The 19983-nt window shown below is 70.4% G+C and carries 20 protein-coding genes; 12 read left to right on the plus strand and 8 right to left on the minus strand.

The genetic code is table 11. From position 1 onward, the window contains the following. Positions 1 to 3 precede the first annotated feature (3 nt). The 4 genes from ACWEQQ_RS38030 to ACWEQQ_RS38045 all read left to right on the plus strand — a co-directional run bounded on the left by ACWEQQ_RS38030 (position 4) and on the right by ACWEQQ_RS38045 (position 2184). Positions 4 to 138 (plus strand): helix-turn-helix domain-containing protein, encoded by a 135-nt coding sequence (locus tag ACWEQQ_RS38030; protein WP_452351650.1) that lies wholly within the window; start codon positions 4 to 6, stop codon positions 136 to 138. 146 nt (positions 139 to 284) lie between these two features. Further along, complete coding sequence (locus ACWEQQ_RS38035) at positions 285 to 689, plus strand: DUF1330 domain-containing protein (protein ID WP_452351591.1); 405 nt, start codon at positions 285 to 287, stop codon at positions 687 to 689. Further along, positions 686 to 1627, plus strand: coding sequence for an alpha/beta fold hydrolase (locus ACWEQQ_RS38040; RefSeq protein WP_452351592.1), 942 nt, complete (start codon positions 686 to 688; stop codon positions 1625 to 1627). Before ACWEQQ_RS38035 ends, ACWEQQ_RS38040 begins: the two co-directional genes overlap by 4 nt. Continuing rightward, positions 1624 to 2184 (plus strand): 2,4'-dihydroxyacetophenone dioxygenase family protein, encoded by a 561-nt coding sequence (locus tag ACWEQQ_RS38045; protein WP_452340096.1) that lies wholly within the window; start codon positions 1624 to 1626, stop codon positions 2182 to 2184. Before ACWEQQ_RS38040 ends, ACWEQQ_RS38045 begins: the two co-directional genes overlap by 4 nt. A 109-nt stretch (positions 2185 to 2293) precedes the next feature. Here the strand turns inward: ACWEQQ_RS38045 and ACWEQQ_RS38050 are convergent, their stop codons facing one another. Then, positions 2294 to 3442 carry an epoxide hydrolase family protein gene (locus ACWEQQ_RS38050; protein ID WP_452340095.1) on the minus strand — a complete coding sequence of 383 codons (1149 nt, stop codon included), beginning with the start codon at positions 3440 to 3442 and terminating at the stop codon, positions 2294 to 2296. 63 nt (positions 3443 to 3505) lie between these two features. On the opposite strand from ACWEQQ_RS38050, the gene ACWEQQ_RS38055 reads away from it, so the two are divergent. After that, positions 3506 to 4450, plus strand: coding sequence for a helix-turn-helix transcriptional regulator (locus ACWEQQ_RS38055; protein WP_452351593.1), 945 nt, complete (start codon positions 3506 to 3508; stop codon positions 4448 to 4450). A 244-nt stretch (positions 4451 to 4694) separates the two neighbouring features. On the opposite strand, the gene ACWEQQ_RS38060 is transcribed toward ACWEQQ_RS38055, so the two are convergent. The 4 genes from ACWEQQ_RS38060 to ACWEQQ_RS38075 all read right to left on the minus strand — a co-directional run bounded on the left by ACWEQQ_RS38060 (position 4695) and on the right by ACWEQQ_RS38075 (position 8698). After that, the gene (locus ACWEQQ_RS38060; protein ID WP_452340093.1) at positions 4695 to 5525 is read right to left on the minus strand and encodes an alpha/beta fold hydrolase; all 831 of its coding nucleotides are present in this window, start codon (positions 5523 to 5525) and stop codon (positions 4695 to 4697) included. A gap of 145 nt (positions 5526 to 5670) precedes the next feature. Next, positions 5671 to 6705, minus strand: a complete 1035-nt coding sequence (locus ACWEQQ_RS38065; RefSeq protein ID WP_452351594.1) for an NAD-dependent epimerase/dehydratase family protein — start codon at positions 6703 to 6705, stop codon at positions 5671 to 5673. 13 nt (positions 6706 to 6718) lie between these two features. Further along, entirely contained in the window at positions 6719 to 7027 is a 309-nt protein-coding gene (locus ACWEQQ_RS38070) for a hypothetical protein (protein WP_452340091.1), read from the minus strand. A 9-nt stretch (positions 7028 to 7036) separates the two neighbouring features. Then, entirely contained in the window at positions 7037 to 8698 is a 1662-nt protein-coding gene (locus ACWEQQ_RS38075) for a fatty acid CoA ligase family protein (RefSeq protein ID WP_452351595.1), read from the minus strand. A gap of 431 nt (positions 8699 to 9129) precedes the next feature. On the opposite strand from ACWEQQ_RS38075, the gene ACWEQQ_RS38080 reads away from it, so the two are divergent. From ACWEQQ_RS38080 to ACWEQQ_RS38095, 4 genes are all read left to right on the plus strand, one after another. Further along, entirely contained in the window at positions 9130 to 10176 is a 1047-nt protein-coding gene (locus ACWEQQ_RS38080) for a 3-oxoacyl-ACP synthase III family protein (RefSeq protein ID WP_452351596.1), read from the plus strand. 4 nt (positions 10177 to 10180) lie between these two features. Then, a complete protein-coding gene (locus tag ACWEQQ_RS38085) occupies positions 10181 to 11086 on the plus strand; it encodes a hypothetical protein (protein WP_452351597.1) in 906 nt (301 codons plus the stop codon). A 199-nt stretch (positions 11087 to 11285) separates the two neighbouring features. Then, positions 11286 to 13322 carry a LuxR C-terminal-related transcriptional regulator gene (locus tag ACWEQQ_RS38090; RefSeq protein ID WP_452351598.1) on the plus strand — a complete coding sequence of 679 codons (2037 nt, stop codon included), beginning with the start codon at positions 11286 to 11288 and terminating at the stop codon, positions 13320 to 13322. Positions 13323 to 13345: 23 nt separating this feature from the next. Then, complete coding sequence (locus ACWEQQ_RS38095) at positions 13346 to 14710, plus strand: lipase family protein (RefSeq protein ID WP_452351599.1); 1365 nt, start codon at positions 13346 to 13348, stop codon at positions 14708 to 14710. Positions 14711 to 14753: 43 nt separating this feature from the next. On the opposite strand, the gene ACWEQQ_RS38100 is transcribed toward ACWEQQ_RS38095, so the two are convergent. Together ACWEQQ_RS38100 and ACWEQQ_RS38105 are read right to left on the minus strand one after the other, a co-directional pair. Continuing rightward, positions 14754 to 15581 (minus strand): SDR family oxidoreductase, encoded by an 828-nt coding sequence (locus ACWEQQ_RS38100; protein ID WP_452351600.1) that lies wholly within the window; start codon positions 15579 to 15581, stop codon positions 14754 to 14756. Positions 15582 to 15622: 41 nt separating this feature from the next. Further along, positions 15623 to 16657, minus strand: coding sequence for an alpha/beta hydrolase (locus tag ACWEQQ_RS38105; protein ID WP_452351601.1), 1035 nt, complete (start codon positions 16655 to 16657; stop codon positions 15623 to 15625). A 231-nt stretch (positions 16658 to 16888) separates the two neighbouring features. Between ACWEQQ_RS38105 and ACWEQQ_RS38110 the strand changes: the two genes are divergently transcribed. Further along, complete coding sequence (locus tag ACWEQQ_RS38110) at positions 16889 to 17662, plus strand: ArsR/SmtB family transcription factor (protein ID WP_452351651.1); 774 nt, start codon at positions 16889 to 16891, stop codon at positions 17660 to 17662. Then, on the plus strand, positions 17662 to 18195 hold the full coding sequence (locus tag ACWEQQ_RS38115) for a hypothetical protein (protein WP_452351602.1): 534 nt from the start codon (positions 17662 to 17664) through the stop codon (positions 18193 to 18195). The genes ACWEQQ_RS38110 and ACWEQQ_RS38115 overlap by 1 nt, the downstream gene beginning before the upstream one ends. Before the next feature lie 32 nt (positions 18196 to 18227). Here the strand turns inward: ACWEQQ_RS38115 and ACWEQQ_RS38120 are convergent, their stop codons facing one another. Beyond that, positions 18228 to 18989, minus strand: coding sequence for a 3-hydroxyacyl-CoA dehydrogenase (locus ACWEQQ_RS38120; protein WP_452351603.1), 762 nt, complete (start codon positions 18987 to 18989; stop codon positions 18228 to 18230). A 303-nt stretch (positions 18990 to 19292) separates the two neighbouring features. On the opposite strand from ACWEQQ_RS38120, the gene ACWEQQ_RS38125 reads away from it, so the two are divergent. After that, positions 19293 to 19973 (plus strand): hypothetical protein, encoded by a 681-nt coding sequence (locus ACWEQQ_RS38125; protein WP_452351604.1) that lies wholly within the window; start codon positions 19293 to 19295, stop codon positions 19971 to 19973. Positions 19974 to 19983: the final 10 nt, after the last annotated feature.

Raw genomic sequence — 19983 nt, forward strand, 5'->3', positions numbered from 1 at the left:
CACATCCACCCGAACACGGTCAACTACCGGGTCCGGCAGGCCGAGAGCATCCTCGGTCACGCGATCGGGAGCGGCGATCTCGATCTCCGCGTGGCCCTGGCGCTGCTGCCTGCCCTGCGCGGGCTCCCCTCCAGCTGACCCACCCGTGAGTTGCCGACTGTTGCGGCAGCACAGTGAGGCGGTCGAAGTCTGTTGCGGTTGACCGAGACGGCACATGCCCGCGGTTCGTAGTGTCCTGCGTCACAGGGCCGTGTGGCCCTGTGACGATCGCCCAGGAGGCTGCCATGACCGTTGAGTCATCCGTGTACATCGACCCGACCGAGCACCAGGTCGGTGCTCTGGTCGAGGCGGCCGGGCAGGCCAGTGGCCCGGTGATCATGGTGAACCTGCTGAAGTTCGACGACGAGGGGGGCCGCGACAGCTACCTGCGTTACGCCCGTGAGGTACAGCCGCATCTGGAGCGCGTGGGTGCCTCGATCGTGTACGTCGGCGACGCCGGCAGTGTCGTCATCGGCCACGAGGGCGACGCATGGTGGGACACGATCCTGCTGGTGCACTACCCCTCGCGGTCCGCGTTCTTGGACATGGTGATGGACCCGGGCTACCAGGAGGTCGGCCGGCACCGCACTGCCGCACTGACCACCTCGGCGCTGCTGGCCACCGACCCGTGGGCGGTCGACCTGTCGTGAGTACCGCGTTCGAGAATCGTCAGGTCGTCGTGGGCGATGTCAGATCGCCGGTGCTGGTGGGTGGTCCGCGCGAGGCCTCGCCCACCGAGGCCGTGGTGTTCGTACACGGCAACCCCGGCGGCGGCGCCGACTGGCTGTCCCTGATGGAGCCGGTCAGCGAGTTCGCCCAGGTCATCGCCCCCGACATGCCCGGCTTCGCCGGCGCCGAGAAACGAGCCGACCAGGACTACACCGTCGCCGGTTACGCCCGTCACCTCGACGGTGTGATCGCGGCCTTCGGCTTGGAGCGGGTGCATCTGGTGGCGCATGACTTCGGCGGTCCGTGGGCGTTGACGTGGGCCGCTGACCATCCCGAGAAGGTCGCCAGTATCACCCTGGTCAATACCGGGGTGATGCTCGACTACCGCTGGCACCGGCTGGCCCGGGTCTGGCGACTGCCTCTGGTGGGTGAGCTGTTCCAGCGCGGTGCCACCCCATGGTTGGTCCGGGGCCTGCTCGGACATGACAACCCCGGTCTGGACCGGCGGTGGGTGGCCCGAGTGGGTGCGCATCTTGGGCCGTGGGGGACCAAGCGGGCCGTTCTGCGCCTGTACCGGTCCACCTCGGTCTCCGCGATGCCGGCGCTGGCCGCGGCGCTGGCTCGTCACGACTTCGCCTGCCTGGTCGTCTGGGGCACCGCCGACGTCTATCTCCCCACGGACCTGGCCGATCGGCAGCGCGTGCCGTTCCCGTCGGCGCGGATCCACAAGATCGCCGGTGCCGGGCACTGGGTGTGGCTCGAAGAGCCCGACCGCGTCGCCCACCATGTCCTGCCGCACCTGCGCAGCCAGGTCGGCGCGACCCCACTGCACTCGCCCGAGTCCGGGAACGAGCTTCGCACCACCTACGGCAACGTCGACCGACCTGCCGCTGTCACCCCTCGAGAGGAACAGTCATGACACTCACCGCCGCACCGCAGTCTGCGACCACCAGCACAGGTACGCCGCTGCCGCTGGTCGCCCTGCCCCAGGGCGAGCTGCTCACCGTCAATTCCAACGACATCCCGCTGATCCGCGACGCTCTCGGTCCGGGCGTCCACTTCAAGCCGCTGCGCCTCGACCTCGAGACCGGCCAGTGGGTCGTGCTCGCGATCTTCGAGCCCGGCGCCGCGGTGCCACTGCACTACCACACCGGCATCGCACAGGGATACACCCTGGCGGGCCGCTGGCACTACCTGGAATACCCGGACCAGATGCAGACCGCGGGCTCCTACCTCTACGAGCCGGCCGGTTCGGTGCACACCTTCGTCTGCCCCGCCGACAACACCGAGGACACCGTGCTCCTGGCCTTCGTCGAGGGTGGCAATGTGAACTTCACCGAGGACGGCCACTTCCACTCCATCCTCGACGGCGTCACCATCCGGCACCTCACCGACACCCTCAGCCAAGCTCAGGGCCTCGACGGCGTGCATTACATCGGAGGCGGGGCCGCCGGGGTCGTCAGCGTCAACGCCTGAGACACACCACGACCACCTCGTGCGGCGCCGGCCACCGGGCCGGCGTTGCACGAGGAGTTGGCCGTCGCATCGACCACGATGACGGAGACCGGCTCCTGCGAGAGCACACCTAGCGCAGGTCGCGGAAGAACTCGCGGATGTCGGCGACCAGCAGCTCGGGTTCCTCCATGGCCGCGAAGTGCCCGCCGCGATCCACGTCGACCCAGCGGGTGATGGTGTTGGACTGCTCGCAGTAGCGGCGGATGCAGACGTCGTGGGCGAAGGCGATGACGGCGGTCGGCACACCGGAATTCACGCCGGGCACACCCCACTCCCCGGTGTTGGCGTACCCGACATAGGCCGCGGAACCCGCGGTGCCGGTGAGCCAGTAGAGCATGACGGTGGTGAGCAGGCGATCGCGGTCGATGATCTTGTCCGGGTCCACGCCGCGCGGATGCGTCCACTCCCGGAACTTGTCCATGATCCAGGCCAGCTGTCCCACCGGCGAATCCACCAGTCCGTATGCCAGGGCCTGGGGCCGGGTGGACTGAATCGCGACGTACCCGAACTCCTCTCGCATGAACGCCTGGATGCGCCGCACCCGGTCCCGCTCGAGCTCGGTGAGTTCGTCGATGTCGTCCGCGGCCGAGGGCGGCGGCAGGTTCGGGCCGCCGTTGACGTGCACGCCGATCACCCGATCCGGCGCCGTGCGGGCCACTTCGGGGCTGACCGCGCCGCCGATGTCGCCGCCCTGCACGGCGTAGCGCTCGTAGCCGAGCCGGTTCATCAGCTCCGCCCAGACCCGGCCGATACGGGCCCGGGTCCAACCGGAGTCGCCGACCGGTCCCGAGAATCCGAACCCGGGCAGCGAGGGAATGATCAGGTGGAAGGCATCGGCCGGATCGCCGCCGTGGGCGCGCGGATCGCTCAGGGGGCCGATGACGTCGAGGAAGTCGGCGATCGAACCGGGCCAGCCGTGGGTGAGCAGCAGCGGCACCGCGCCCGGTTCGGCGGAGCGGATGTGCAGGAAGTGGATGCGCTGCCCTTCGATCTCGGTGACGAATTGCGGATACCGGTTGAGCTCGGCCTCGGCAGCGCGCCAGTCGTATCCGGTCCGCCAGTGGTCGACCAGCGCGCGCAACCAGTGCACCGGAACGCCGGTGTCCCAGTCGTCGCCCGGCAGCGGGGCGGGCAGACGCGCGGCATCGAGTCGCCGGCGCAGGTCGTCGAGCTGCTCGGCGGGGATGTCGATGCGGAAGGGCGTGATCTGTTCGCTCATGAGAACCACGGTAGAAGGAAGTTAGGACAGGTTCTGCCCTAGCTGTGCGGCAGAATCGAATTCATGTTGGAAACCTCCGCCCGGCTGCTGCGCCTGCTGTCGCTGCTGCAGACCCCGCGCGAGTGGAGCGGCGCGGAACTGGCCGCCCAGCTCGCGGTCGACGTGCGCACCGTGCGCCGCGACATCGACAAGCTGCGCGCCCTCGGCTATCCGGTCGACGCCACCGCCGGCGCGGCCGGATATCGGCTGGGCGCGGGCGCACAGTTGCCGCCGCTGCTGCTCGACGACGACGAGGCAGTCGCCGTGGCCATGGGATTGCGCACGGCGGCGGGCGGGACGATCGCGGGCATCGAGGAGAGCTCGCTGCGGGCGCTGGCCAAACTCGAGCAGGTGCTGCCCTCGCGGCTACGGCATCGGGTGACGGCCTTGCAGGCCGCGACCGTGGCCGTCCCCGATGGCGGCCCGCGCGTCGACCCGGACACCCTGACCGCCATCGCCGCGGCCATCCGTGACCAGCATCGCCTCCGATTCGACTACCGCACCCACGAGGGCGAATCCTCGCGCCGGACAACCGAACCGCACCGCCTGGTGCACATCGGCCGCCGCTGGTACCTGACCGGCTGGGACGTGGACCGCGAGGACTGGCGCACCTACCGCGTCGACCGCCTCACCCCGCGCATCCCCACCGGCCCCCGCTTCACACCACGCGAGGCCCCCGACGCCGCCGCCCAGGTCTCTCGCGGCGTCACCACCGCGCCGTACCGCTATCAGGCCCGCATCACCCTGCTGACCTCCGCCGAACGGGCCGCCGAGCTGATCGCCCCGACCGTCGGCGTCCTCGAGGCCGTCGACCCGGACACCTGCATCCTGCACACCGGCGCCGATTCCCTCGACGCCATCGCCATCTACGTTGCGGGCTTCGGTTTCGAGTTCTGCGTCCTCGACCCCCCGGAACTGACCGCACGACTCCACGAGCTGGCCACCCTGCTGCATCGCGCGGCAGGCTGACCTGCGAAGCGTCCCACCAGATCCGGATTTCCCGACGAGACCGGGCAGTGGTTACCGCTGCGAGTTGTCGTAGAGCATGAGCGGCCCGGCACTGATCCAGTGCCGAGCCGGGCTGGTGACGCAGTCCGCGTCGAGATGATCGAGGTCGGGCATGGATTGCACGAACGAAACATAGTGGTATGCGCCGACATTGCCCTCCAGGTCGTTCTCCGCGCCGACCGAGATGTACCAGGCGGGGCCCTGGTCAGCCGGCCAGGGCGGTGCGGGTGGCGGAACGGATTGCGGCCGTGACGGTTTCGGGTTGTTCCAGCATGACCAGGTGGCCGCAGTCGGGGAGTTCGATGGATTCGGACGGGCACAGCGTCGCATTGAGGCGGGCGCCGGCGGCGGCGGAGAGGATGTGGTTCTTGGCGCCCCAGACGGTGGTGATGGGCGGGAAGCCGGGGGCGGGACGGAAGTCGTCGAGGACGGCCAGCTTCGGGAGGTCGCGGGCGATGGCCGCGGGTGGGAGCAGGCGGCGGGGTTCGCTCCAGCGGTGGCGCAGGCCGGTGAAGGGGGAGGCGCCCATGCCGCGGCCGCGCGGGCCGAGCTGTTCGCGGACGACGAGATTCGCGGCGAAACCGGGCAGCCGGATCGCGCCCGCGACCGAGTCGAGCGGGAGCTGGGCGGCCGCGCGCGCGGTCCATCCGGTGGGGGTGGGCCGTAGGGTGGCGGCGGTCAGCGGGCTGCACAGCACCAGGGCACGCACATTCTGCGGGTTGCGGCGTGCGTACAGCAGGGAGAGCGCGCTGCCGAAGCAGTTGCCGACCATCGTGACATTGGTGAGCCCGTGGGTGTCGATGAACTCCGACACCATGCGCACGTAGTTGTCGACGGTGTAGCCGTCCGCGGGTGAGTCGGAGTCGCCGTAGCCGAACAGGTCCAGCGCGTACACGGTGTTGGTGGCCGCCAGCGCGCGCGTCTGGTTCACCCAGATGCGCCGGTCACCGCCGATATTGTGCAGGAACAGGATCGGATCCCCGGACCCGGCGCGATCGTAGGCGACGGATACGCCGTGATAGTCGAACTCCGGCATCGGGCGCTCTCCTCATTGAGTAGCGGTGCTGCACTGCTTCTGCGGCCTCGAGGGCCGTCAGCACCGACTCACCCTCGCGCGGTACCAGCCATGTTAGCCGGTACCGCGCGTAACACAAGTTTTGAGGGGAGCGTCCGAGCGCTGGTCAGCGGGTGGATCCGGCGATCACCTCCCCGCTGCGGATCCAGGATTTCAGTTCGGTCATGCCGGTGTCGCGATCCATGACGGGCCGGTATCCGAAATCACGGGTGGCCGCGGAGGTGTCGTAGGTGCCCGAGCGGGTCATCACCGCCACCGAGTACCGCGACAGCGGCGGCGTCCAGTGTTCGGCGAGATACGGTACCCGCCTGAGGTTTTCGATCACCGACACCACCAGCGCCACCACGCGCGGATCGAGCCTGCGGCCGGGCCGCGGATAACCGAGGTCCGCGGCGACGTCACCGAGGAACCCCCACACGTCGGTCCGCTCCGCATCGGCGATGAAATACGGCTTGCCGCCGACATTCTCGCTGGCAGCGGCCCTGACCGCGGCCTCGGCGATATTGTCGACATGGCACAGCGAGGCGTATACCTCGCGCCCGGCCGACAGATCCGGCAGGGTCCCGGCCGCTGCCCGTTCGAGCAGCCGCACAATGGGACCGGATCGATCGCCCGCACCCCAGATGGCCCGCGGCCGCAGCGCGCAGGTGATGAATCCGGGCGTATTCGCCTTCAGCACCAGGCGTTCGGCGGCGGCCTTGGTCTCGCAGTAGTGGTTGAGGTAGCGGCGGGGATACGGAACCGACTCGTCGATATCGATCTGGTCGCCGCCGTCACGGTCCATGAGCGCGCTCGGACTCGAGATGAACACGAACCGCTGCGCGCCCGCCGCCCGGGCAGCGGCCAGCAATCGCGCGGTGGCGGCGACGTTCTCGGTCCAGAAGCGGGCGCGGGTGCCGCGCTCGTCCACGCGGGCGGCGCTGTGGAACACGACATCGACCCCGGCGACGGCGCGTTCCAGCGAGTCGGGGTCGCCGAGATCGCCCACCACCCGCTGCACCCGGTCGAGCACCGGGGCCAGGTCCCGCAGATTGCTGGTGCGCCGCACCAGAATCGCCACCTCGTGGTCCCCGTCGCGCACCAGCCGGCGCGTGAGCGCGCCGCCCAGGAAGCCGGAGGCCCCCGTCACCAATGCCCTCACGATGCTGCTGCTTTCACGATGCCTCCAGAAGTGTGTGGTCGCGTCGCCGGGCGCGGCCGAGGAGCGGCGTCAGCGCCGCGGTGTCCCAGCCGATCCGGCTGGCCAGTTCGTCGGCGGCCATGCTGACCGGTATGCGGGTGGCCGGATCCGCGGCGCACAGTGCGGCGCCGGCCCACCACAGCAGCCGCAGCGCCGGATTCGACGGGGCACGCCCGGCCACCGCGGCGATCAGTCCGGCCACCAGATACAACCGGGCGGCGATCCCGGCCAGGAAGTACAACCGCGTGACCAGCGGAACCACCTGCGGCGCCGGGCTTCTCATGCTGTGGCCCTACCCGTCGAGCTGTTTGGCCGCCCAGACCGCCAGCTTCTCGCGGCCGATCTTGGCATTGTGGCGGATGTCGACCGGGAACCGCGGATGGAACAGGAACTCCGCCACCGGCTTGGTGATGTCGAATTCGTCGCGCCGCCCGCGCAATCGGTCCTCGACCGCGGCCCGGTCGGCTCCCGGCGCCAGCTCCACGCACAGCACCGGCTGCTGGTCCCCGCGCGCACCCACGCCCACCAGCGCGGTGCGGGCCACGCCCTCGACGGTGTTGAACACCTGCTCGACCTGCACGGTGAACATCGGCCCGCTCGCCGTCTCCAGCCGTTGACTCTTGCGCCCGCAGAAGCGGATTCGCCCGGCATCGTCGATCCAGGCCAGGTCTCCGGTGCGGTGCCAGATCACCTCGCCGTCGGCGATCTTGCCGGTCCGGTTGGCCGCCTGCGGCCAGAAGTAGCGGGGGCTGACATTCGGCCCCGACACCACCAGCTCGCCGATCCCGCGCGACGCCGCCAGATCGGCTGCCCGCGCCTCCGCCTCCGCCCAGTCCGGCAGCGGATCGTCGGTGATGGCGATGATGCGCGCCTGCACGTGGAGCGCGGGCGTGCCCACGCACACCCCGTACCCGGTGTGCGCCTGCTCCACCAGATCGCCCAGCAGCTCGCGGGATTCGATGGTCGCCATGGGCAGCGCCTCGGTCGCGCCGTAGCCGGAGTACACCTTCGCCGGCTCGGGCAGCACCTGCCGCAGCGCCGCGATGCACCAGTCCGGGACGGGTGCTCCGCCGGAGTAGATGCTCTGGATGCTCGGCAGCGCTGCCCCGGTCTGCTCGATGTGCCGCAGCAGCGGGATCAGCACGGCGGGGGAGGCGAACATGGTCTTCACCTGGTACCGCCGCACCGCGTCGACGACGTGCGCCGGATCGGTCGCCCCGACCTTGGAGGGAATCAGCGGCGGTAGCACGCACCGGGATCCGAGCAGCAGCTCCAGGATGCCCGCCACCGGCGCGGTGATGAGCGAGGTGCCCGGCGCGACGTGCTCGCGCGCGGCGTCCACCTGGTCGATCATGGCGCTGAGATTGCCGTGGGTGAGCACCACCGCCTTGGCGGGCCCGGTGCTGCCGGTGGTGTACGCGATGAGCAGCGGTTCGTCATCGGGCGCGGGCTCGCGTTCGGGCAGCGCGGAAGCCGGTGTGCGGCCCCAGCTTTCGAGGGTGGGCCCCTGCCACCACGAGCGCCCGACCGTGACCGCCATCCGCACCTTGCGGAAGTAGGCGCGGAACACGATGCGCAGTGCCTGCGCCTCGGTGACGCCCACGAAGGCTTCGGCGTCGGCGGCTTGCAGGCAGCGGAGCATCTTGAACATGCCCATGCCCGGGTCGATCACCACCGGCACCGCGCCGATCTTGAACAGCCCGTAGAGGACGGCGTACAGCTCGGGTCCCGGCCGCACCAGCACGATGGTGCGCACGCCGCGGGTGACGCCGGCCTCGGCGAACCGCTCGGCAATGGTGTCCGACCACGCGTCGAGTTCGGCGTAGGTGAGGTGACGGTAATCGGGCAGGCCGTCCCGATTCCTGCCGTCGGCATAGATCACCGCCTCCCGTTCGGGATGGGCGGCGACGATATCGCTGAAACGATCGAGAGCGCGCCAATAAATGGTGGGCAAGGAATGCGACACACTTCCCCCAGTGAATTGTCGAGGAATGCGAGGAATGTATCGGTGAGGCTACACGGGGTGATGTCGGACCGCTAGACGTGGCGCTCCGTATTCGTTTGATATACAACAGTTTTAGTGTGTCCCCGGGTACCGACACCGGTTCTTCGCAACCCCCTATTCCACCCCTACGGGGTGACGCGGCGACCATTCGCCGATCGGCGTGCGCACCACTTCCTTCCAGCGATTACGCCGTGAAAATCGCTTGAGCGCACTGTGATTGGTGAGGCGCGTGGGACACTCGTCTACCGGTGGGTACGGTAGCGTTTCACTTGGCATCGGGGCTACGGGATTATCAGCGGGGCCGGCTCGGGGGACACCGAATTGCGGCCGCCGCAGCCACATTCGACCGGACACGCTCAGTCCAGAGAGCAGGGGGCCACATGCGTACACGCTTCGAATCGATCGGTGCGTACACACCCACGACCATCCGTTCCACCGAGGACGTGATCAACAGCCTTTCGGTACCCAGGGCATTGGACCTGGAACGAATTACCGGAATCAAGAACCGGCGCGTGCACAATAGCGATCCGGAGAATTACGAATCGTCGTTCGCGCTGGCGCGCCACGCCATCGAGGACTGCCTGGCCCGCTCCGGCTACGACGCCGCGGACCTGGACGTCATCATCTCGGTGTCGATCACCCGCTTCACCGGGCCCGGGCAGTACTGTTTCGCACCGTCTTTCGCCGCCCAGCTGGGTGCGGCCATCGGCGCGGGCCGGGCGCTGCACTTCGACCTGTCCAATGCCTGCGCGGGCATGATCACGGGCGTGCTGGTGCTGGACCGCATGATCAAGTCCGGTGTGGTGCGCCGCGGCCTGGTGGTCAGCGGCGAGCAGATCACCCCCATCGCCGAGACCGCCACCCGCGAGATCTCCCAGCCCTACGACCCGCAGTTCGCCGCCCTGACCGTGGGCGACGCGGCCGTGGCCGTGGTGGTCGACGACCAGGGCGACGACGCGGACGAGATCCACTACATCGAGCTCATGACCACCTCGGCCGGCGCCGAGCACTGCATCGGCATGCCCAGCGACAAGACCACCGGCATCGCCATGTACACCGACAACCGCGCGCTGGCCAGCGAATCCCGCTTCCTGCAGGGCATTTCGCGCATGGCCGACTTCCTGCTGGAGACCGGCCGGGCCTGGGAGAGCGAGAAGTACGACTACTGGATCCACCACCAGTTCAGCGGCCCGGCCATCGACTACATCAGCTCGCTGACCGAGCGGCACTTCGACACCCCGATGCCGCAGGCGCTCAATGTCTACGCCGAATACGGCAACACCGCGTCCACCTCGCACTTCCTGGTGCTGCGCGAACACCTGGCACAGGGCCGGATTCCGCGCGGCTCCAAGGTGCTGCTGATCCCCGAGGCGTCCGGCGTGGTCTCCGGGCACCTCGCCGCGACCATCTCCCGGCTGGAGGCCTGAATCCATGAGCACCGCAATCGTTTCCGCGGCCGTCTGCACCGACGCCGACACCGGCAGCTACTTCGAGCTGGCCGCCCGCGCCGGCGCGCAGGCGCTGGCGGCGGCGGAGGTCTCCGCCGACCGGGTCGGCCTGGTGGTCAATGCCGGGGTGTTCCGGGACAGCAATATCGCCGAACCCGCGGTGGCCGCGCTGATCCAGAAGCGCCTCGAGGTGGGCCTGGAGTACGCGACCGGGCGGGTACCCGCGTTCTCCTTCGACCTGCTCAACGGCGGCACCGGGGTGGTGCACGCGCTCATGGCCGCGCAGTGCTTCACCGGTCTCGGCGATGTCGAGTACGCGCTCATCGTGGCCGGCGACACCCACCCGTCCACCGAGCGTGACCGCGAGGACTTCCCGTACGCCGCCAGCGGTGCGGCCATCCTGCTGCATTCCTCCGACAGCGCGGGCGGTTTCGGCCGCATCTACACCACCGAGACCCCGGGCGCGCTCGCCCCGACCGCGTGGGCCGACCTGGATACGGCCGGCACCGGCGGCCGCACCGCGCTGACCGTGCGCACCGAGACCGGGGACCCGCTCGCGCTGGCCGAGGCCGCGCTGCGCGAATGCCTGGCCGGTGAAGGACTGGAGCCCGGTGTCTTCGCCACCGGCGGCGCGGTACTGCTGGCCCCGGCCCCCGCCCCCGGCTTCCGCGAGCGGGTGGCCTACCGGATCGGGGTGCCCTCGGCCGCGGTCGCCGGAATCGACCCCTTCGTCGGCGACCCGTATTCCGCGGGCCCGGTGCACGCGTATCTGAGCGCGGCCACCCAGGGCATGCTCGACGAGGCGCGCGCGGTGGTGTTCCTGGCGGTGGACGACACGTCGGCGGCCGCCCTGGTCTATCGCCCGCACGCGCTCGTCACCACCTCTTAGGCGGATGTGAAATACACTGTTTGGCAGTACATTTCGAAACCGTTGTGCCCCGGCTGATCCTGGGCGCCCATGCGCCCTCGCTGCAATGATGCCGCTCCAGCACACCGAAGCTCGCCGTGCCACGCCTGTCAGTCGGGCGCATCCCGATCGGTGAAAGGGACGTCAGATGGCACGGTCGGTCGCTCGGGACCGAGGGGATATGCCGGTGGGGGCCGGCGCCAGGACGAGCTGGGCGGTCGCCACCCAGGTGAGCGCGGCGGACGCGGAGCGGCTGCGGGTCGCGCGCGCGGTGGCGGTGCTGGGGACCGCCGCGGGGGTGGGCCGGGTCGCGGCGCTGTTGGACACGGAACTCGACGAGATCCGGGCGGTGGTCGCGGAATTGGCGGCGGCCGGGCTGATCGTGGGGGAGTGCCGCCCGCACCCGGAGCTGGCGGCCCCGGTGCTGCGGGACCTGCCCGACGAGGATCGGCGCGCCCTGCACACCGGGGCCGCCGAACTGCTCTTCCGGGAGGGCCTGCCCGCGGCGACGGTAGCCCGGCACCTGGTCGAGGCGGGCGACGCCCGCGGCTCGTGGGCGGCGCAGGTGCTCCTGGAGGTCGCCGACCGCGACTTCGACGCCGATGAATTGGACAGCGCCGGAACCTATCTGGAGCTGGCCTATCGGGCCAGCAGACGCGCCGACGAGCGGGCCGCCATCGCGACCCGGCTGGTGGCGGTGGAGTGGCGGATCAACCCGTCGTGCCGCACCCGCAATTTCGGCCGGCTCAAGGCGGCCCTGCGCACCGGGCGGGTGCCGCATCCGGAGCTGCCCATGACCGTGCTGCAGATGCTGTGGCACGGTCATGTCCTGCACGCCGATCACGCGCTGGTTCAGCTGCGTCGCAGCACGGACGCGGCGGCGGCCGATCGGCTCGAATTCGTCGGGGCGTGGCTGCGCTACACGCATCCGGTGCAGGCGCAACGGCATCCGTGGCTGGCCCGCGCCCGCTCCGGCCCGGAATCGCCGTCGCCGGACCGGGATTCACCCCACCGGCAGGCCGCCGCACTGCTGGCGGGACTGTGGGAGCAGCGCTCGCCCGCCGAGACCGCCGCCGCGGCCCAGCGCATCCTGGCACACCACCGGCTGACCCCCGCCACCGTCGAGGTGCTGGTGGCGGCGGTCGACTGCCTGCTGCACACCGATCGCCTCGACGCCGCCGACGCCTGGTGTACCGCCCTGCTGGCCGAGGCCACCGCGCGCCGCGCCCCGACCTGGCAGGCGCTGTTCGCCTCGGCGCGCGCGGAGACGCTGCTGCGCAAGGGAAATCCGGTCGAGGCGGCCGGGCACGCCCTGGCGGCACTCAATCTGCTGCCCGCCGAACAGCTCGGGGTGTGGCTGGGCCGGGCGGTCGCGGTGCTGGTGCGCGCGCTCACCGCACAGGGCAGGCACGCCGAGGCCGCCGCGCAGCTGGAGCGGCCGATGCCGCGCGCCATGTTCGAATCCCGTTTCGCGCTGGGCTATCTGCGTGCCTGCGGCGAGCACTGCCTGGCCACCGGCCGGCCCGAGGAGGCGCTGCGGCACTTCCGCCGGTGCGGGCGGCTGATGGACGAGTGGGACATGGACTTCGCCTGGCTGGCGCCGTGGCGCAATGACCTGGCCGCGGCCGGCCTGGTATCCGGGCAGCAGCGGCAGGTGCGGAATCTGGTGACCCGGCACCTCGACCTGATCGGCGGAGCCGAGCAGCACCACACCGGCGGGGTGTCGCTGCGCCTGCTCGCCGCGACCAGCGATCCGCTGCGGCGGGTGACGCTGCTGCGCCGCTCGGCGGCGCTGGCCCGCTCGGGTGGCGACGAACTCGAATTGGCCACGGTGCTCGCCGATCTCGGGAACGCCTACCGGGCGCTGGGGGAGTCGGACCGGGCCCGGCCCCCGCTGCGGGAGGCGGCGCGACTCGCCGAGATCTGCGGGGCCGAACCGCTCCTGGCGCGGCTGCAGGTCGACCCGGTGCCGGCCGCGCGAGAAACCCTGGTCGACACCGGTTTCGACGCCTTGAGCCCGGCCGAGCGGCGGGTGGCCGAACTGGCCGCGATCGGTCAGCGCAATCGCGATATCGCCGAGGCCCTGAACATCACCACCAGTACGGTGGAGCAGCACCTGACGCGGGTGTACCGCAAACTCGCGGTCGCCCGCCGCAGCGAACTGCGGTTCGCGCTGGCGTCCCGGACCGAGACGAGCGCGCGGACCGCTACCGGATAACCGTCGGCCGAAAGGGGATTGGCATGATCGCGTATCCAACCGGGGCGCCGCGGGACGACCATCCGCAACCGCTGCTGCCCGAGCACGACCCGTTCTACCGGCGTCCGCGCGGACTCGACCGGGTCGCGCCCGGGGTCGTCCTGCGTTCGCGTCCGGTGGAACTCGCTCTGCTGGGCCGCATTCCGCAACGCGTCACGGCCACCCAGCTGCTGTACCGCAGCACCGACCTGCACGGCCGCGCCGAGGCGGCGGTCACCACGGTGCTGCTGCCGTCCGGTGCGGACCCGGCCGCCGACCGGCCGCTCGTCTCCTTCCAGTGCGCCATCGACGCCGTCGCCTCGAAGTGCCTGCCGTCGTACGCGTTCCGTCGCGGTGCGCGGGCGCTGGGCTCGGTTCCGCAGTTCGAGCTGCTGCTCATCGAGCACGCCCTGACCCGCGGCTGGGTGGTGTCGGTGCCCGACCACACCGGGACCGCGGGGCGGTTCGGGGCCCCGCGCGAGCCCGGTCACCGCACCCTGGACGGCCTGCGCGCCACCCTGAATTTTCTGGCGCGGCCCGGTGATTCGCCGGTGGCGTTGTGGGGGTACTCGGGCGGCGGCCTGGCTACGGTATGGGCCGCCGAGCTCGCGGCGAGCTATGCCCCGGAGCTGAATATCCTTGCCGCGGTGCTGGGTTCGCCGGTGGGAGACCTCGAATCGACCTTCTTCCGGCTCAACGGCTCGACCTTCGCCGGGCTGGCCACCCTGTGCCTGGCCGGACTGCGCCGCACCTACCCGGCCCTGGACCGCACCCTGCGCGAGCACCTCGACGCCGCGTCCCTCGACCTGCTCGACCGCGCCGAAACCAGCGCCACGATTCCACTCCTGCTGCGCAGCGGCCGGTCCCGGCTCCAGGATCGCGACGGTTCGGGCCTGGCCACGCTGCGGACCCTGCCGCAGGTGCGGGCCGTCCTGGCCGATGTCGAACCGGGTGCGCGAGCGCCGCGGTTCCCGGTGCTCGTGGTGCAGGGCGTGCACGATCTGGTCATTGCGTGCGGCAATGTGGATCGGCTGGTCGATCGCTACCGGGCCGAGGGCGCCTCGGTCCGCTATCTGCGCGATGTGCTGGGCGGTCACGCCATCCTGGGACTGCTGGCCGCGCCCCTGTGCGAGAACTGGCTCGCCGATCGATTCGCCGGTCGCCCGCTCCCGGCCGGAACCACGCAAACCGTAGTCTCCCTGGCACTTTCGATCCCCGCGCTGCGCGGCTACCTGGGCCTGGCGTCGATCCTGGCGAGGGCGGTGGCGGCCCGGCCGATGCGCGCCGCACCGCCCGCGCGGACCGCCGCGCAGCCGGGCACGCCGGGCACGCCGGCGTCGGATATCGCGCCCGCACTGCCGGTCAGGTGATGCGCACGCCGCCCGCGCCTCTGAGCGCGCCCGCAGCGAGGCACTACCGCAGCGAATCGGCCTTGCTGATCCAGCCCACCACCGCCCGGGTCAGGAAGGGTGGGGACAGGCGGGTGGCGAGGCCGGTGAGTTTGGTCTGCAGGCCGACCAGGACGTGCGGGCCGGCCAGCGGGCGGCGTCCGATCGCGGTGTGCCACACCGCTTCCGCGACATCGTCGGGGGTAAGGTGGACGCCCAGCGTGGTCGCGGATTTCGAGCCGCGGCTCACCTCGGTCATCATGTCGGTCGCGACGAACAGGGGCAGCAGGTCGCTGACCGTGATGCCGTAGTGCCGCCATTCGAGGTCGAGGGCCTCGGTCAGGCTGCGCACCGCGGCCTTGGTCGCGCCGTAGGTCGCCAGGCCGGGCTGACCGTAGAGCGCCGAGGCCGAGGCCAGGTTGATGACCCGGCTGCCGGAGGTGCGGCGCAGGTAGGGGAGGGCGGCGTGGCAGCCGTTGAGGACGCCCTTGACGTTCACGTCCACGAGACGGTGCTGGCGTTCCACCGGGATCTCGCCGAAGGGCCCGGAGACCAGAATGCCCGCATTGTTGACCAGCAGGTCCAGCCGGCCGGTCGCGTCGTCGAAGTCCTTCAGGGCCCGATCCCAGCCCGCCGGGTCGGTGACATCGAAGGCCCCCGTCACGGTCCGGCCGCCGATCTCGGCGGCGGTGCGGGCGACCGCGTCGGCGTCGATGTCGTACAGGCCGACGGTCCAGCCCTCCCGGGCGAATCGCGCGGCGATGGCGCGGCCGATACCGGCGGCCGCCCCGGTGACGAGGATCGCGGGCTGAGAAGCATGGGCGGACTGAGAAGCATTGGCGGGCTGGGACATCGGAGCCTCTCGGATCGGAGGGTCGGGACCGCCGGTGCGGATCAGGCGGCGCTGCGGCCGAGGCGACCTGGATCGATCATCGCACGGTGGAAATCGGCCGCGTCGCGGGCGGCGTCCCGGCCGTCCGCGAGCAGGTCCGCACCCAGGTGGATGAGGGTGTGCGGGGCGCTCGGCCGCACCTGCAGGCGCAGCGGGACACCCGCCGCCTCGGCGCGTTTCGCCACCGCCAGCGCGTCGGCGAGCAGCATCTCGCGGGAGCCGACCTGCAGCAGAATCGGCGGCAGACCGGTGAAGTCGTGGTTCACCACCGACCAGCTCGGATCCAGCTCGCCGTCCACGGCGATACCGCGGCGCACCACCATGTCGGGGCCGACCGCGGGCAGCACCGCGTCGTAGCGGGCATTGGGGTGCGCGAGGCGGGCGGCGGAGTCGAAATCCGCCCACGGCGAGGTCACCGACAGTGCCACGGGCAGCGGCAGACCCAGCTCGCGCAGTGTCAGCGCCAGCCGCAGCGCCAGTCCGCCGCCCGCGGAATCGCCCGCGACGACGATCTTCCCGGGCGGGAACCCCTCGGCCAGCAGGTGCCGGTAGGCGGTGAGCGCGTCGTCGAGGCTCTCGTTGGGGTGGGCGTCGGGCAGCTGCCGATAGTCGACGGTCAGCACCGGCAGCTCGCTCAGCGCGGCCAGGCGGGCGGTGTGGCGGCGGTAGCTGTTGAGCCCGCCCGCGATGAACGCGCCGCCGTGCAGGTACAGGATCGCGGCGTCGCGGTCCACCCGCGGATCGGGAACCGGTGCGCTCCACAGCCATTCGGCGTCGCAGTGCTCGAACCGCACCGGTTCGCGGCGGGTGCCGCGCGGGGTGCCGAGCACCCGGGCGGGCTGCTCGGACAGTCGCGTCATCCGGAACACCAGGTGCGCGGGGCGCGGGCCGAGGTCGGCGACCCAGGCTCCGGCGCGCAGGAACTGCTGCACGGTGGTGCGCAGCATCGGATGGGCGAGCCTGGTCCCGATGCGCGCCGGCCGGATCGTCTCCACGATCACCGATGAGACGGGGTCCGAGGTCTGCGGCGTCGCCACGGGCGCTCCTGTCCGCGCCGCGAAACACCGGGCGCTGCTGAGACAACGATGTCAGTTCTGGCCGAGGGCCGTTCAACATCTTGACGGTGAATGCGCGGATTGTCATGTCCGAGAACGAAATTCCCACGTAAGAGGGGGTGCCGGGCCGCCCGTCCGGCCGGGTGCGGCGGTAGGGCGTTGACTTATGCAGGTAAATGCCTGCATAATTTTCCTGTGCAACCCGAACCCGAGATGGACGCGGTCTTCAAGGCCCTGGCCGACTCCACCCGCCGCCTGCTGCTGGACCGGCTGCGGGAGAACAATGGCCAGACCCTGCGCGAGCTGTGCGAACGGGTCGAGATGGCCCGCCAGTCGGTGACCCAGCACCTCGACATCCTGGAGCGGGCCGGCCTCGTCACCGTGCTGCGGCGCGGTCGCGAACGGGTGCACTACATCAATCCGACCCCGATTCACGACATCGAACAGCGCTGGATCTCCGTCTTCGATCGCCCCCGGCTGGATGTCCTGCGCGCCGTCAAAAACCAGGCAGAGGAGTACGCCATGACCGCCACCGTGCCGAACTACGTCTACGTCACCTACATCCACGCCAGCGCCGAGCAGGTGTGGAAGGCCCTCACCGACGCCGACCTGACCGCGCGGTACTGGGGGCACGCGAATGTGTCCGACTGGCAGCCCGGTTCGGAATGGGAGCACCGCCGCGTCGACGGCTCGGACAAGATCGATGTCGTCGGCAAGGTCCTCGAGGTCGACGAGCCCCGCCGCCTCGTCCTCACCTTCGAGGATTCGATCGGAGCGGACCGCGCCCCGTCGGTGGTGACCTTCCTCATCGAGTCCCACCAGGACATCGTCCGGCTCACCGTCACCCACGAGAACCTGCCGAATCAGGAAATGCTACAGGGCATTTCGAGCGGCTGGCCCGCCGTGCTGGCCAACCTCAAGTCGCTGCTGGAGACCGGCGCCGTACTGCCGCAGGCGCCCTGGGAAATGTCGCAGGCCCACGCCTGATGTTCGACGCCACCGCGCTGCGCGAGGTCTACGACACCCTGCTGGAAGCCGCTGCCGCCGTGGCGGATTCGGGCCCGCCGCTGCCGCCTCCGCCGGGGGAGTGGAGCGCCGAGCGGATCCTGGCCCACGTCTCCCTCGTCACCGCCGCCACCATGGCCGCCGCGTCGGCGGTGGCGGCAGGGGAGCACGCCACCTACGACAATCGCCTCGCCCTCGACACCTGGACCATCGATCGCGTCGTCGATCTCGCGGGCGGTTTTCCCGGCCTGCGCGAACGCCTGCGCCGCCAGGCCGAGATGCTGTGCGGTTTCGGCGGGCCCGCGCTCAGCGACGCGGAACTGGACAGCCCGGTGCCGACCCGCCTGCTGTCCGCGGGCGCACTGCTGCTGGATCAGGCCATGCCCCTGCGGAATCTGTTCATCGGCCTGATCGATGTCGAAATCCCCGGCCACACCCGGCAGTTGCTCGCGCTGCGCGGAAACGGTGCCGGCACCGGGCGGGCGAGTGCCCGCGCCGGTGCCGTCACCAGGTGATCGACGCGGTGATCACCGTGTGGCCCTGCTGATTACCGCGGGGCCATGCGGATCGCGCCGTCGAGGCGGATGACCTCACCGTTGAGCATCGGGTTCTCCACGATGTGGCGGACCAGCGCCGCGTACTCGGCCGGGTCGCCCAGGCGCGACGGGTGCGGCACCTGCGCGCCGAGGGCGTCGATGGCCTGCTGCGGCAGGGTCGCGAACAGCGGGGTGTGGAACAGGCCCGGCGCGATGGTCATCACGCGGATCTTGTACGAAGCCAGGTCGCGGGCGACCGGCAGGGTCAGGCCCACGATGCCGCCCTTGGAGGCGGAGTACGCGGCCTGGCCGATCTGGCCGTCGTAGGCGGCGACCGACGCGGTGTTGACGATGACGCCGCGCTCGCCGTCGGCCTTCTCGACCGCCGAGATGCGCTCGGCGGCCAGGCGGATGACGTTGAACGTTCCGATCAGGTTAACGTTGATGATCTTGGAGAAGGACTCCAGCGGGAACGCGCCCTGCTTGCCGACCGTCTTGATGGCATTGCCGATTCCCGCGCAGTTCACCGCGATTCGCAGCGTGCCGAGCTCCTGGGCGGCGTCCAGCGCGGCGGTCACATCCGCTTCGCTGGTCACATCACCGGGCGAGAACACCACGCGCTCACCGAGTTCCTCGGCGATGGCCTTGCCGTCGGACGAGGGAAGATCGAGGATAACGACCTTCGCGCCGGCCGCGTGCAGTTCCCGCACGGTGGCCAGTCCGAGTCCCGACGCGCCACCGGTCACAACCGCGGCAATGTCTGCTGTCTTCACAAAACCTCCAAAATTCTTGGTCTTGTTAATGTAGATTCTGCGTCGTCCACAGGGAAGACCGCCCCGTCGGCGTGGCGTTCACACGATGTCGCGAACCCTGCTACTCGCACGCGCGCGCGGATTGAACGGAGTGTCGTCCGGCGCGTCGAGTCGTTGGAATCCTGTTCATGCGAGAGAATTTCCGATCGGGACCGTTTCGTGCGCGACGCCCGTGGCGACGCGACGACGGCGGGCTGCACAGTACCGACGATCACCGACGACAACACACCGTCAGCCACGACCGACCGCCGAGAGGGTCAGACGATGCCGAGCGACGTGCCCGCAGCGGGAATGTTGAAGTCGTACAAAAAAGTGTCGCGCTGGTACCCCGCCCTGGAACTCGACGCACAGGCCCCGGCCCCCGAACGGCCCGACGCCGACTCGGCGTTCGCCGACGAGCAGGGCCCGGCCCGCTACCCGCACTACATCCACGACGAACCCGAGCTCGAGATTCCGCCGGTGCCCGAATCGGTGCTGCGGCGCAACCACTTCGACGGGGCCTGGTCGGACTGGATGAGCGACTCCGGCGAGAGCGCCTCCTACGCACCGCCGCTGCGCTACCGCGGCAGCACCGTCGTCGAATTCCCCACGGGGAGTGGCGAAGCCGGTGTGGCATCGACGGGCGAGCGCGCCCAGAGAGCTGTCGACAGGGCCTCGCAACTGCTCGACGCGGTCGCCGACCGCGCGGCCGTGCCGAGCGGGCGCAGCACGGGGCGGCGGTTTTTCGCCGTCGCGTTCCTGATCGTTGCCATTGTTTTGCTAGCCATTGCCGGTGGAGTTGCTCTGTATGTGCTGAATTCCCACGGCGGCACTGCGCAATCCATCGGCACACTCGAGGCGGGACCCCGTTCCGGCCCGATCGCCGTCGTGGCGGCGTACAACGAAATGACGGCCCCCGCGATCATCGGCGACCATGGACCCGCCGCGGGCATTCCGGCCGGATAAGAGGAGAGCG

The organism is Nocardia sp. NPDC004123 (assembly GCF_053603795.1).

Coding starts and splice junctions, on each gene's coding strand:
- ACWEQQ_RS38045 (WP_452340096.1), top strand. CDS start 1,624: ATGACACTCACCGCCGCACCGCAGTCTGCGACCACCAGCACAGGTACG.
- ACWEQQ_RS38115 (WP_452351602.1), top strand. CDS start 17,662: ATGTTCGACGCCACCGCGCTGCGCGAGGTCTACGACACCCTGCTGGAA.
- ACWEQQ_RS38085 (WP_452351597.1), top strand. CDS start 10,181: ATGAGCACCGCAATCGTTTCCGCGGCCGTCTGCACCGACGCCGACACC.
- ACWEQQ_RS38050 (WP_452340095.1), bottom strand. CDS start 3,442: ATGAGCGAACAGATCACGCCCTTCCGCATCGACATCCCCGCCGAGCAG.
- ACWEQQ_RS38080 (WP_452351596.1), top strand. CDS start 9,130: ATGCGTACACGCTTCGAATCGATCGGTGCGTACACACCCACGACCATC.
- ACWEQQ_RS38100 (WP_452351600.1), bottom strand. CDS start 15,581: ATGTCCCAGCCCGCCAATGCTTCTCAGTCCGCCCATGCTTCTCAGCCC.
- ACWEQQ_RS38090 (WP_452351598.1), top strand. CDS start 11,286: ATGCCGGTGGGGGCCGGCGCCAGGACGAGCTGGGCGGTCGCCACCCAG.
- ACWEQQ_RS38055 (WP_452351593.1), top strand. CDS start 3,506: ATGTTGGAAACCTCCGCCCGGCTGCTGCGCCTGCTGTCGCTGCTGCAG.
- ACWEQQ_RS38095 (WP_452351599.1), top strand. CDS start 13,346: ATGATCGCGTATCCAACCGGGGCGCCGCGGGACGACCATCCGCAACCG.
- ACWEQQ_RS38070 (WP_452340091.1), bottom strand. CDS start 7,027: ATGAGAAGCCCGGCGCCGCAGGTGGTTCCGCTGGTCACGCGGTTGTAC.
- ACWEQQ_RS38035 (WP_452351591.1), top strand. CDS start 285: ATGACCGTTGAGTCATCCGTGTACATCGACCCGACCGAGCACCAGGTC.
- ACWEQQ_RS38060 (WP_452340093.1), bottom strand. CDS start 5,525: ATGCCGGAGTTCGACTATCACGGCGTATCCGTCGCCTACGATCGCGCC.
- ACWEQQ_RS38125 (WP_452351604.1), top strand. CDS start 19,293: ATGCCGAGCGACGTGCCCGCAGCGGGAATGTTGAAGTCGTACAAAAAA.
- ACWEQQ_RS38110 (WP_452351651.1), top strand. CDS start 16,889: ATGGACGCGGTCTTCAAGGCCCTGGCCGACTCCACCCGCCGCCTGCTG.